At 59.8% G+C, this 12,741-nt stretch carries 9 protein-coding genes; 4 read left to right on the top strand and 5 right to left on the bottom strand.

All coding sequences use genetic code 11. The features are described from left to right. Nucleotides 1-104: 104 nt before the first annotated feature. Genes WFM46_RS14030 through WFM46_RS14020 form a run of 3 tightly spaced genes read left to right on the top strand, consistent with a single transcriptional unit; the run spans nucleotide 105 to nucleotide 3,260 of the window. Nucleotides 105-2,744 (top strand): YdbH family protein, encoded by a 2,640-nt coding sequence (locus tag WFM46_RS14030; protein ID WP_336997838.1) that lies wholly within the window; start codon nucleotides 105-107, stop codon nucleotides 2,742-2,744. Further along, nucleotides 2,741-2,932: a YnbE family lipoprotein gene (locus tag WFM46_RS14025; RefSeq protein WP_039028506.1), complete on the top strand. Its 192-nt coding sequence runs from the start codon at nucleotides 2,741-2,743 to the stop codon at nucleotides 2,930-2,932. The genes WFM46_RS14030 and WFM46_RS14025 overlap by 4 nt, the downstream gene beginning before the upstream one ends. Before the next feature lie 7 nt (nucleotides 2,933-2,939). Beyond that, nucleotides 2,940-3,260 (top strand): YdbL family protein, encoded by a 321-nt coding sequence (locus WFM46_RS14020; RefSeq protein ID WP_336997837.1) that lies wholly within the window; start codon nucleotides 2,940-2,942, stop codon nucleotides 3,258-3,260. Here the strand turns inward: WFM46_RS14020 and feaR are convergent, their stop codons facing one another. Next, on the bottom strand, nucleotides 3,261-4,169 hold the full coding sequence (gene feaR, locus WFM46_RS14015) for a transcriptional regulator FeaR (RefSeq protein WP_336997836.1): 909 nt from the start codon (nucleotides 4,167-4,169) through the stop codon (nucleotides 3,261-3,263). 236 nt (nucleotides 4,170-4,405) lie between these two features. Between feaR and WFM46_RS14010 the strand changes: the two genes are divergently transcribed. Beyond that, nucleotides 4,406-5,905, top strand: a complete 1,500-nt coding sequence (locus tag WFM46_RS14010) for an aldehyde dehydrogenase family protein (RefSeq protein WP_336997835.1) — start codon at nucleotides 4,406-4,408, stop codon at nucleotides 5,903-5,905. A gap of 198 nt (nucleotides 5,906-6,103) precedes the next feature. On the opposite strand, the gene WFM46_RS14005 is transcribed toward WFM46_RS14010, so the two are convergent. The 4 genes from WFM46_RS14005 to WFM46_RS13990 all read right to left on the bottom strand — a co-directional run. Beyond that, nucleotides 6,104-7,153, bottom strand: coding sequence for a GGDEF domain-containing protein (locus tag WFM46_RS14005; RefSeq protein WP_336997847.1), 1,050 nt, complete (start codon nucleotides 7,151-7,153; stop codon nucleotides 6,104-6,106). A gap of 40 nt (nucleotides 7,154-7,193) precedes the next feature. Next, a complete protein-coding gene (locus tag WFM46_RS14000) occupies nucleotides 7,194-9,170 on the bottom strand; it encodes an alkyl/aryl-sulfatase (protein ID WP_103179816.1) in 1,977 nt (658 codons plus the stop codon). Between the two features lie 315 nt (nucleotides 9,171-9,485). Further along, on the bottom strand, nucleotides 9,486-11,753 hold the full coding sequence (tynA, locus tag WFM46_RS13995; protein WP_336997834.1) for a primary-amine oxidase: 2,268 nt from the start codon (nucleotides 11,751-11,753) through the stop codon (nucleotides 9,486-9,488). Between the two features lie 176 nt (nucleotides 11,754-11,929). Continuing rightward, the coding region (locus WFM46_RS13990; RefSeq protein ID WP_336997833.1) for a MaoC/PaaZ C-terminal domain-containing protein at nucleotides 11,930-12,741 on the bottom strand (812 nt) is incomplete at its 5' end.

The following is a 12,741-nucleotide window of genomic DNA, read 5'->3' as shown; positions in this document are numbered from 1 at the left end:
AACTATCCTTAAAAGTGGCGTTCGCTTCAACTGATCGGCTAAACATGCCACAATATTCGATACTGTCGGCTAATTTTTTCGCTAAATCAGGATATTAACTGCCCATGAGGGGTACATACAAAGCCGCGATCGCGCTACTGCTTCTGATCGTCCTTTTGCCGCTGACGCTACTACTGACGCTTGCGCAGTGGGTGCCTACGCTTGCCGGGATCTGGCTCCCCGCCGGGACCCGCATCGCCTTTGAAGAGAGCCCGCGCCTGACCCGCAGCGCGCTGGTCATCCCCGATCTGCGCTATCTGGTGGAGGAGTGCGAAATCGCCCGCGTCAAAGACGCTACCCTCAGCCACCCAAGCCGCTGGAAGCTTGACATCGGCGCGCTGGATCTCAACAGCGCCTGCCTGAGCAAAATCCCCGCCAGCGAGCCCACGCCCACCGCGCCGCGCTCCCTGGCCGAATGGCAAGCCCTGCTACCCAACACCTGGCTTAACATCGACCGCCTGACACTCTCCCCCTGGCAGGTGTGGGAGGGGAAATTAACCGCTTCGTTGACAGCGTCCCTGCAAGAAATTGTCTACCACGGAGATAAGTTTAGCCTGCGGGGAAAACTACGCGGCCGCTCGCTGACGGTAACCGATGTCACGCTTAACCTCCCCGATAATCCCCAGCCGGTAAAACTGGTGGGGGAATTTACTCTGCCGCTGGTGCCGGATGGCCTGCCGGTGAAGGGGCACACGGTGGCGACCTTTACCGTGCCCCAGATCTCAACCCTTGTGGATGCCGAGCTTGAATGGCAGGACAACCAGGGCCAGTTGGTGATGATTGCCCGGGAGAGCGGCGAGCCGCTGCTGGATCTCCCCTGGCAGATCACCCCGGAACAGTTCACCATCAGCGACGGGCGCTGGCGCTGGGTTCAGGCCGGTGTTCCCCTGAGCGGACGGCTGGGGCTTAAGATCGATAACTGGCAACAGGGCACGGAGAAGGCTATCGTCAGCGGGCGAATGAACGTGCTGACCCAGGGCGATGCCGGGAAGGGCAACGCGGTGCTCACCTTCGGCCCCGGTAAGCTAAGCATGGACAACAGCGCCATGCCGATGCAGCTCACCGGCATTGCCAAACAGAACGACCTGACGCTGTACGCGAAGCTACCCGCCACGCTGACCGGCAGCCTTGCCGAGCCCCGGCTGGCATTTGCCCCGGGGGCGCTGCTGCGCTCCCGGGGGCGGGTTATCGACTCCCTGAATATCGACGAGGTGCGCTGGCCGCTGGCTGGCGTGGCGCTCACCCTTAACGGCATCGATGGCCGCCTGCAGGCCATCTTACGCGCCCATGAACAGGAGATGGGGGATTTCACCCTGCACCTGGATGGCCGGGCCAGCAATTTCCTGCCGGATAACGGATTGTGGCAATGGCGCTACTGGGGGGAGGGCAACTTTACCCCGATGCAGGCCCGCTGGGACGTGGCGGGCAGGGGGGAGTGGCGCGACAGCGTGATTGAGCTGAGCGCGCTTTCCACCGGCTTCGATCAGCTGAAATATGGCACCCTGCATGCCAGCGCACCGCGCATGGTGCTTGAGCGCCCAATCCGCTGGCAGCGCGACCCTGCCGATCCGCACTTCAGCGGCGCGCTCTCCTTCGATGCCGGAGAGACCACCTTTACCGGCGGCAGTGTATTACCCCCCTCAACGATCAAATTCAGCGTGGAGGGTAGCGATCCAACATTTTTCCAGTACAAAGGCACCCTTAACGCCAGAGCCATCGGCCCGGTGCAGCTGAACGGGCGCTGGGACGGGGAGCGTCTGCGCGGCCAGGCCTGGTGGCCGAAGCAATCCCTCACCGTTTTTCAGCCGCTGATCCCACCGGACTGGAAGATGACCCTCAGGGAGGGGGAGCTTTATGCCCAGGTGGCTTATTCCGCAGCGGCGGATCAGGGCTTTGAGGCCGGGGGCCACGGCGTACTGAAGAGCGGTAGCGTCTGGATGCCGGACAACAAAATCAACGGGGTCGACTTTGTCCTGCCGTTCCGCTTCAGCCAGGGCACCTGGTCGCTGGGAACCCGCGGTCCGGTGACGTTGCGCATTGGCGAGGTGAAAAACCAGGTCACGGCCCGCAACATCACCGCCGATCTCCAGGGCGATTACCCCTGGAGCGATGCCAGTCCGCTGCTGCTGAGCGACGTCAGCGTGGATCTGTTGGGCGGTAAAGTGACCCTGCAGCAGCTGCGCATGCCCCAGCACGATGCGGCCCTGCTGCGGGTGCAGAATCTCTCCGCCAGCGAGCTTATCAGTGCGATAAATCCCAAACAGTTTGCCCTGTCCGGGCCGTTCAGCGGGGCGCTGCCTTTGTGGCTGGACAACGACAAGTGGATCATCAAAGATGGCTGGCTAACCAACGCGGGTCCGATGACGTTGCGTCTTGATAAAGAGACTGCCGATGCGCTGGTGAAAGAGAACGGGGCGGCGGGCGGCGCGATTAACTGGCTTCGCTATATGGAAATTTCGCAGTCGTGGACAAAACTCAATTTAGATAATCTGGGTGAATTAACCCTGGCGTCGACCTTGCGTGGCGCCAGCCGCGTGGAGGGCCAGACACAGGCCGTCAACCTCAACTATACCCATCAGGAGAACGTGTTTACCCTCTGGCGCAGCCTGCGTTTTGGCGACAAGCTGCAGACGTGGCTGGAGGAGCACGCGGCACTACCGGATAACCGCTGTCCGACAGGCAAGGAATGTAAGGAACAACCATGAAAAAGCTGGCCGGTGGCTTCACCGCGATTGTGATACTGACGCTGACAGGCTGCACGCCGAGGATAGAAGTGGCGGCGTCGAAGGAGCCCATCACCATCAACATGAACGTCAAAATTGAACATGAAATCCACATCAAAGTGGATAAAGATGTGGAATCGCTGCTGAAATCGCGCAGCGATCTCTTCTGAGGGCGCCATGAGAAAATACTTCACGCTCATTCTGCTGACGCTGGGGCTCTGTACGCCCGCGTTCGCCCTGACCCTCAACGAAGCCCGCACCGAGGGGCGCGTGGGGGAAACGCTGAGCGGGTATATCGCCCCGCGCAGCCAGGATCGCGAAACCCTGGCGCTGGTGGAGCAGATCAACAAGGCTCGTACCGAGAGTTATCAGCGGCTTGCTGACAGCAATAACCTTCCGGTCGATGAGGTGGCCAAAATGGCGGGAAGCAAACTGGTTGCCCGCGCCCGCCCCGGCGAGTATGTCCAGGGCGTTAACGGCAGATGGTTACAGAAGTGATTAGCGGTGGCGTTTGCGGTATTCGCCAGGGGAGATCCCAAAGCGCTGCTTAAACGCGGTGGAGAAGTGGCTATGGTCGGTAAAGCCCCAGCTGTAGCCAATGCCCGCCAGCTTCTCATCGTCACGAGCGCTACGTAGCATCTGCGCGCAGAGATCCAGCCGACGGTTCTTGATGTACTGCGCCACCACCAGCCCTTTCTCGGCAAACATCCGGTAGAGGCTACGCACCGACATCCCGCACTCCGCCGCAATCCACTCCGGTCGCAAATGTTCCGCCTGAATATGATCGTCGATGAGCGTCAGTACTTGGCTGAACTGGCGCGCCTTGCGCGGCTGCACGCTTTCACGCTGCTGCAATACCGGGCGCAGCAGACAGACCATCGCCTCCAGCGCGGCTTCGCTCTCGGTTTCACTCAATCGCGGATTGTTCATGCTCTCCTGCAGCAGACGATAGCTGAGCTGGACGGTAGGCAGGCTGTGGGAGAGTTTTTGCGCGCAGCTCACTTCCTGAAAACGAAAGTGCTGCTCAAGGATCTGGCGCGGGAGCAACAATGAGATCTGCCGGGATTTTTCCGGCCAGTAGATCGAGCAGGGGCGGGAGGCGTCGATCAGGGTGATATCCCCCGCGTTGAGCATAATTTGCCGGTCGTCCTGCTCCAGTCCCGCTTCACCTTCCAGCTGAAAGACAGTGTAGAACCAGGCATCGTTGCTGGTTTTAATCTCCTGGCGGGTACGAAACAGATTCACGCCGCCAGCGGTGACGGTGCTGAGCTTCAGGTTGCCGGTCCAGGTGGATTCCAGCTCGCCGTAAAACTCGCCGCTCATGGGCCGGGCCGCAAAACTTCCGCAAGCCTGATTAATCTGCGCCAGCCACTGCTGATAATTGTCCGTTTCCTTTGCACTCGCCATCGTCTGACCTGCTACGTCGTGAATGTTTAAACATTGTTGCATTTATGTTTCTAATTACCCGTGACATGGGGCGAAATATAGGCAAGAACACCACGGTGTAACAGAGCGAAACGGCACTATTGTCGCGTTTTGCGGAGCCTGTCACAGCCGACAAAGCGAATGTCACAGAGATAAAAGCGCACTGCGCAAACCCATCTTAGACTGCGATGACACCCTGCGAATAATAAGGAATCGCTATGTCTGATACACAGGTCGCAGTACTGCACAGCGTGCAGCAATTTCTGGATCGCCAACATGGCCTCTGGATCGAGGAACACCCGTCCGCCTCCGACAGCGAAAAGCGTCTGGATATTTTTACCCCGGCAACGGGTAAGGTGATTCCCTCTACCGCCGATGCCAGCGCGAAAGATGTGGATCGCGCGGTGATGGCCGGCTGGCGCGCCTTTGTGGCCCGCAGCTGGTCCGGCAAACTGCCGGCGGAGCGCGAACGTATTCTGCTGCGCTTCGCCGATCTGGTGGAGCAGCACACCGAGGAGCTGGCCCAGCTCGAAACCCTGGAGCAGGGTAAATCCATTAACATCTCCCGCGCCTTTGAAGTGGGCTGCACTCTGAACTGGATGCGCTACACCGCGGGGCTGACCACCAAAATCGCCGGTAAGACGCTGGATCTCTCTATTCCGATGCCGCAGGGAGCGCGCTACCAGGCGTGGACGCGCAAAGAGCCGATTGGCGTGGTGGCCGGGATCGTGCCGTGGAACTTCCCGCTGCTGATTGGCATGTGGAAAGTGATGCCCGCCCTGGCGGCCGGCTGCTCTATCGTGATCAAACCGTCCGAAACCACGCCCCTGACCCTGCTGCGCGTGGCGGAACTGGCAACCGAGGCCGGGGTCCCGGACGGCGTCTTTAACGTAGTGACCGGCAGCGGGGCGGTGTGTGGCGCTGCGCTCACCAACCATCCGCATATCGCCAGGGTGAGCTTTACCGGCTCGACCGCCACCGGGAAACAGATTGCGCGCGCCGCCGCCGATCGCCTGATGGGGGTGACGCTGGAGCTGGGCGGTAAAAACCCGGCGATTGTCCTGAAAGATGCCGATCCGGCATGGGTGATCGAAGGCCTGATGACCGGCAGCTTCCTGAACCAGGGCCAGGTGTGCGCCGCCAGCTCGCGTATTTACGTCGAAGCGCCACTGTTTGATACCGTGGTGAGCGGTTTTGAGCAGGCGGTGAAATCCCTCAGCGTCGGGCCGGGGATGTCCCAGGAGGCGCACATCAACCCGCTGGTTTCCCGCGCCCACTGCGACAAAGTGCAGACCTTCCTTGATGAAGCGCAGTCGCGCCAGGCGGAGCTGATTACCGGCAACCGTGGTCCGAACGATCAGGGTTACTACGTGTCGCCGACGCTGGTGGTGAACCCGGACGCCAGCCTGCGCCTGACCCGCGAAGAGGTGTTTGGTCCGGTGGTCAACCTGGTGCGCGTCGCTGACGGCGAAGAGGCGCTGCGCCTGGCGAACGATACCGAATATGGCCTGACCGCCAGCGTCTGGACGCAAAACATCAGCAAAGCGCTGGAGTACACCGACCGCCTGCAGGCGGGCACCGTGTGGGTGAACAGCCATACCCTGATCGACGCCAACCTGCCGTTTGGCGGGATGAAGCAGTCCGGCACAGGCCGTGATTTCGGTCCGGACTGGCTGGATGGCTGGTGTGAAACCAAATCGGTGTGCGTGCGCTACTGACACCCGGCGGCGCTGCGCTTGCACGGGCCTACGGTCTGGTCGGTTTGCCGCACCGCACCGTAGGTCGGGTAAGGCAGAGCCGCCACCCGACACAGGCCGCACCGAGCCAACAAAACCGCACCCTTAGCAGTACCGTAGGTCGGGTAAGGCGCAGCCGCCACCCGACACAGGCCGCACCGTGCCAACAAAACCGCACCCTTAGCAGGACCAGCGATTTCGTCCTGCATTTTTTGCCCGGTAGAGCGCGGCATCGGCCTGGGCGATCACCTCGCTGGCCGTCTGACCAGCGGTCAGCGAGGCGATCCCCATGCTGACCGTGACGCTGTCGCTGACCGTTGAGGCAGCATGCGGAATAGCCGCAGCGCGCAAGCTCTCCTGAATGCGCGCCGCCACCTGTTCCGCCACTTTTTCCGTCGCATCAAACAGGATCAGCAGAAACTCCTCGCCACCGTAGCGTGAGACCACATCGTCCGGGCTGCGCACCACCTGTTTCAGCGCCTGCGCCACTGCCGCCAGGCACTCATCCCCGGCCTGATGCCCGTAACGATCGTTGTAGCGTTTGAACTCATCGACATCGAGCATAATCAGCGCAAAATCGTTCCCCTGTTTGACCGCGTTTTCCAGCACGTTCTCCATCGCCCGGCGGTTAGCGGTACCGGTGAGCGGATCCTGGTGCGCAAGGGCATCCAGGCGAGCAATCAGCGCCTGGTTCTGCTGCTGACGCAGCCAGGCTTCATCAAACCAGCGCACTAAAATAAACCGCCCGTAAACCAGCACTACCGTAAAGATAAGCCACACCACGACGAAACGCAGGCTGATGCCCTGGTTCAGCACCAGGCTGGCAGCCGGCATCGCCGCCCACAGCGGCAGCGCATAGCTCATCAGCCCAACCGGAAAAAAATAGAGCCCTGCCAGCGCCGTCAGGAGCAGGGTGGTGCAGAGCGGCCAGGCGAAGGGCAGTTTCAGATGGGCGATAAACCAGACGGCGCAGCAGGCCCAGATCAGGCCTGCCAGCAGCAACAGCAGGCTCAGCCCGCGTTTTTTTTGCCAGACCAGCAGCAGGGAGAGGCTAAACAGAACGATGACCGCCAGCATCAGCCAATCGATCATCCTGGCGCTGAAGGCGTTCACCTGATAAAGCGCGTCAATGCCGTCGAACAGCCCATTACGCAATAAGACCATCAGCGCAAAGCCGATGTTGACGAGCGCCAGCCACGGCATGCTGAGAGTCAGTCCGCGGGTGACCATATCCCTGCGGGCGAAAGGCTCCGCCCGCAGGCTGGTGGGTTTACGGTGTAACAATGTTGAACCAGAACTCAAATTTATCCATATAGCCCAGCATGGTATCAAGTTTTGCCCCGTCACCGGTAACCTTCACCGCGCCGCTCTCCTCAGCCTGTTTCAGGGTGGTTTCTTTGAGGATGATTTTATTCAGCGTGTCGCGGCTCAGGGTGATGGTGGCGTCGGCGTCGGTCGCTTCGGCATTGGCGGTGTGGTTCAGCACCCCGTTTTCCAGCTCGAGCTTATACTTGCCGCCGTCGCTGCCGAGGTCGATGTTAAACACCGATTTCGCGGTTCCGGCTTTTTCACCGTTAATGTGAACCGCCAGATAGTCGAAGAACATCTCCGGGGTCATCGCCCGCACCGTATCCGGGCTGGCGGTGTTCGGGGTCGGCCCTTTCACCACACCGTTACGCAGCTCCTGCGCGCCGGTGAGGTAGAAGTTACGCCATGGGCCCGATTCCGCCTGATAGCCTAACTGCTCAAGCGCGTCCGCCTCCAGATTACGCGCCGCCTGGTTGTTCGGATCGGCAAAGACCACCTTGCTCACCACCTGCGCCACCCAGCGATAGTTACCCTGGTCGAAGTCGGTTTTGGCCTTCTGCAGAATGGCGTCGGCGCCGCCCATGTAGTCTACATATTTCTTCGCAGCCTCTTCCGGCGGCAGCTCATCCAGTGTCGCCGGGTTGCCGTCGAACCAGCCGAGATAGAGCACGTAGGTGGCTTTCACGTCGTGACTTACCGACCCGTAGTAGCCCCGGTTAGCCCAGGTGTGCGCCAGCGAATCCGGCAGCCTGAAGTTCGCCGCAATTTCATCCCGGGTCATGCCCTGGTTCGCCATGCGCAGGGTCTGGTCGTTGATGTAGCGATACAGGTCTCGCTGGCTTTTCAGCAATTTATTGACGTTTTCATTGCCCCAGGTTGGCCAGTGGTGCTGAGCCATCAGCACTTCGGCTTTATCACCCCAGCGCACAATGGCTTCGTTGATATATTTTGACCACGGCAGCGGTTCGCGGATCTTCGCCCCGCGCAGGGAGTAGGTGTTATGCAGGGTGTGGGTGACATCCTCGGCGGATTCGATCAGTTTTTTCTCTTCGATGTACCAGAGCATTTCGGACGGCGCTTCTGAGCCCGGCGCCAGCATAAAGTCATAGGTCAGGCCGTCGATGGTCTCTTTCTGTCCATCTTTTTCAATGATATTGGTCGGCGCAAGCAGGGTTACGGTCCCGGCGGAGGTCGTGGTGCCAAGCCCCGCGCCCACCTGACCTTTAGGATCCGGCTTCAGCAGGTTGCCATACATATAGCTGGCGCGGCGGCTCATGACGTTCCCGGCCATAATATTTTCTGCCACGGCGGCTTCCATAAAGCCGGCCGGGGCGTAGATTTTGACTTTCCCGGCTTTGACATCGGCCTCATCCACCACGCCGCGCACGCCGCCGTAGTGGTCAACGTGGCTGTGGGTGTAGATCACCGCCACCACCGGTTTCTGCCCGCGGTTTTTGTAATAGAGATCCATCCCGACTTTTGCCGTTTCAGCAGAGACCAGCGGGTCGACCACGGTGATACCGGTCGCCCCTTCGATAATGGTCATGTTTGACAGGTCAAGGTTTCGGATCTGATAGACCCCATCCGTGACCTCAAACAGACCGCTGATATTAATCAGTTGCGCCTGACGCCACAGGCTGGGGTTGACGGTATCCGGCGCTTTGTCCCCCTCTTTAATAAAGGCGTACTGCTGGGGATCCCAGACCACATTGCCCTGTTCGCCTTTGATCACCTCGGTCGGAAGTGCAGCGATAAAGCCTTTATGGGCATCGGTGAAATCGGCATTGTCGGAGAAGGGCAGCTGGCTGAAGAGGGCATTATTGGCTTGCTGAGTGGCGGCGGCGGCCTCCTTTGGCGCTTCTGCGGCAAATGCAGGAGTGCCGGCAGAGATAAGAACGCCTGCAAGCGCAAGGCTTCTTGCTATCAAGTTGAATCTCATCCTAAAAACCTCTCAATGTTCATACAACGACGTAAGGGAGAACTTCGCGTGATGTCCATAAAAAACGGTTTAAGAAAGGCAACCCGGACGGCATGGGTATGATTAACTATAAGCAAGGAAAGCTGTTCAGAAAATAAACCACTTAAACTAAATTCAATAGCGGTGTAGGTCGGGTAAGCGCAGCGCCACCCGACAATGCCCGGCGGCGCTGCGCTTGCACGGGCCTACGGTCCCGTAGGTCGGGTAAGGCGCAGCCGCCACCCGACAACAAACCGCACCGACAAGAAAAAGCCGGGCAATATGCCCGGCTGTTTATCACTGCCCCTCTGTCTTCTTGCCGAGCGACGGCGTCTCGTCAAAGAAGTTCCACGGTTTGAGCAGGGCATGCACCCACTCGGTTGGCATGATCGGCCACTCTTCGGCGCGGGCCACGTGGGTGGTACCGGTGGTGATCCACACCACGTTATCCTGGTTATTCAGCGACTCGTTATCCTTACTGAACTGGCCCAGCCCCTGGTCATGGGAGGAGCGGTTCGGGAATTTGCCCTCCGGGTACATCTCGTTCGGATGGTAGCGGGTCACCCACAGCTGTTTATCCATAAAGCTCAGGCGATGATAGATCCACTCATCCGGGGCGAATTTCGCGCCGGTTGCCACCGGGTGCGTACCGCCCGCATAGGGGATGATCTGGTAAGAGACCGGATTACCCATGCGGTTCTCTTTGCTGGTGTTGCTCAGCAGACGAATGGTGCCCGGGTCAAATTTCTGTGCCGCCTGCTGCTCGCTGTCGATGTTGTACTGGTTAACCTGCATGGTACTGGTGCGCGGGCCGCCTGCGGTGTTCGGCTTCACCTCCGGATCCATCGCCACCAGGCTGTTGCTGGTGCCATCCACATCCAGATCCAGACGGAAGTTATAGATGTGCTGGTGGGTGGTGCCGACAATGTTGTGGTCAATCAGGGTGCCGTACTTCGTATCCTCTTTGGCGCTCGGGTCATGCATGGTTTTCGCCATCACCCCTTTTACCGCTTCGATACCGGTCGCCCCGGCATCGATGCCGATGGTGCCGTTTTCATGGAAGATCCAGTCGAAGATGTAGTCGTAGTTGCCCACGGTGCTAATCCAGCGTACCACCAGCTCGCGGCGTTCGGTGCTGACGTTCGGCTGATTCATCTCCTGGTGCTTATACTCCGGCCCGGCGTAGCGTTCAAAAATCGCCATCGCCCGCGGGATTTCCATCGGCGCACCGGTGTAGTCCGGGATGGTCTGATTCAGCAGCACGGCGTTGGAGGGCACATCTTTACCGCGCACCAGCGGCGAGGTGAGGGTGCCCATGCCGTAGTCGCCGGAATCCAGATAGGCTTTGAAGTACCAGCCCACGTCCGGGTCGCCGTAAGGGACGATCATCCCGCCCAGCGATCCCTCGTACATCACCTGACGTTTTTTGCCGTTGTCGTTAAAGGTGACGGTGGAGACGATCGGCCCGACGCGGGAGTCGAGGCTCAGATGGAAATCCCAGTTCTGCCAGTGGATCATATTGCCGGTAATGGTGTAGTTCTTGCCTTCCGGCTCCACAATCTCCAGCGGTTTGTGCACCACCGGTTCGCGGTCGCGGCCATCATAGGGGCGGGACTGCATCGGCACCGGTACGACAGCGCCTTCTTCAATTTTGACGATCTTCTTCTCGATCAGATCGACCACCGCCACCAGGTTCTCAATCGGGTGCGCCCAGTAGTTGCCATCGCCGGTATCCAGGTAGCTCACCACCTTCAGCAGGCGATCTTCCTGCTTCAGACCATCCTTACCGTCAAAGTAGCCAACGGTCAGCGGGGTGGTCATCACCTTTGCCGGGTCGTTGATGCCGCGTTTTTTCAGCGCCTCGGCATACTCCGGGCTGCCGGTGACGATCTTCTGCACCGCCATAAAGTCATCCAGCAGCACCATGCCGTGGGCGTCTTTGATCGGCTCCCAGTGCAGGATTTTCTTCTCCTGCAGATCCACTAGCGCTTCAACGATAAATTTGCCGTCCAGCAGGGTGATATTGGCCTGACGCGGCGCATCTACCGCCGTGCCGTTCAGCACGAAATCCCACACTTTGGCTTTGTCCGGCTCGGCCAGCGCGATCTGCGTGAAGCGGGTATTCGGTTTAAAGTCCGGCGAGGCTTTCACAATCCCGACGGCCTCTTTGATCTCATCCGCGGAGAGGGCGTTCAGCGGGTGCGGGGTCTTCTCGACCTGGAAGGTCTGGTCAAGGCCGGACTGGAACACATCGTTAACAAAGGTATCGGCGATCCAGGCCTTATTGTCTTTCATGACCACCGGCGCCTGCAGGGTGAGCGGTTTACCGTTGACCATAGCGGTTGTGGCACCCGGCTTCACTTTGATAAAGGCCCCATCTTTGCTGATGGTGAACATCTGGGCATAGTCGTCCCATTTCACATCAGCGCCAAATTCGGTCAGGGTTTTATCCATTTCGACCATATGTGCTGCACCACCGTGCGCCAGCACCTGGCCGGAAAAGAGACAGGCAACGGCCAACGCCAGCACCGTTTTACGTGGAGAAAAAATGGAGGAGCTTCCCATGATTAACCTCTGTTGTATGTGTTGTTATCCACTCGGGACCGCTGTTCTGCGCGCGGTTTATTCATTGCCAACATAGCAATAACGCGTTAAGTACCGTTTGCCTGCATTTGCCAGATGTTTTGTCAGATGTGCCAGAAGCCGGGTAACGTGCGCGACGTTACCCGGATGGAGGGGGATCAGGCGTCAAAATCTCCGCGCTGACGGGAGACGAGGGTCAGGATCGAGTAGAGCGCCACCGGCTGCTGGTGCTGGTTGAAAATCTCAACCGCCCATTCCACCACGCCGGTCGGTTTCTCTTCCGCCGTGCGCTGTTTCTTCAGCGTCTTACGCTTGCAGGTCAGACGCACCTGGATGGTGTCGCCCGGCTTCACCGGCTCAATAAAGCGCAGGTTTTCCATACCGTAGTTGGCGATCACCGGCCCGACGCCCGCATCGACGAACAGACCCGCTGCAGCGGAGATCAGGAAGTAGCCGTGCACCACGCGTTCGCCGAAAATCGACTCCGCCGCACCGATCTTGTCCATGTGGGCGTAGAAATGATCCCCGCTCAGGCAGGCAAAGTTAACGATGTCGGTCTCGGTCAGGGAACGGCGTGGGGTCAGGAGGCTGTCGCCCGGCTGTAACTCCTCGAAGTATTTGCGGAACGGATGAACGCGATCCTCCTGCACCTGCGCGCCGCGTACCCACTGCTGGCTGATGGCGGCCAGCATGCTCGGGCTGCCCTGGATGGCGGTGCGTTGCAGGTAGTGTTTCACCGCCCGCAGGCCGCCCAGCTCCTCACCACCCCCGGCGCGGCCCGGGCCGCCGTGCACCAGCTGCGGCAGCGGGGAGCCGTGGCCGGTGGACTCTTTGGCCGACTCTTCGTTGAGGATCTGGATACGGCCGTGGGCGCGGGCGGCGCCGGCGATAAACTGACGCGCAAGGCGCAGATCGGCGCTGAGCAGCGTCCCGGCGAGACTGCCTTCCCCGGCGCGGGCAAGGGCCATGG

This window comes from Leclercia sp. M50, assembly GCF_037150775.1.
In the GTDB taxonomy this organism is placed as follows: domain Bacteria; phylum Pseudomonadota; class Gammaproteobacteria; order Enterobacterales; family Enterobacteriaceae; genus Enterobacter.
The sequence above is the reverse complement of the archived record's forward strand: the minus strand, read 5'-3'. Positions and strand labels throughout refer to the sequence as shown.